The organism is Neobacillus vireti (assembly GCF_036962465.1).
GTDB classification, from domain to species: domain Bacteria; phylum Bacillota; class Bacilli; order Bacillales; family Cytobacillaceae; genus Neobacillus; species Neobacillus vireti_B.
This window is the reverse complement of the sequence record NZ_JBALNF010000086.1, coordinates 2,520-2,751: the sequence shown is the minus strand read 5'-3', so window position 1 is coordinate 2,751 and position 232 is coordinate 2,520.

Here is a 232-nt window from a genome sequence, read left to right as displayed (position 1 = left end):
CCTCAAATCTATCATTCCTATGATATGGATATGCAGTTCTAGTTAATTCATTTCATTAAAATTTGATGATTGACATAAATAAATAATCGTTATAAGATTTAATTCGTAATAATTACGATTTATATATTGTTATTAATCTTAAATAATACAAAATAATTATGTGCTTTAAATCGTAATAATTCCTAATTAAAGGTAATTTAGGAGGGGAATGAACATGAAAAGGATTTTAGTC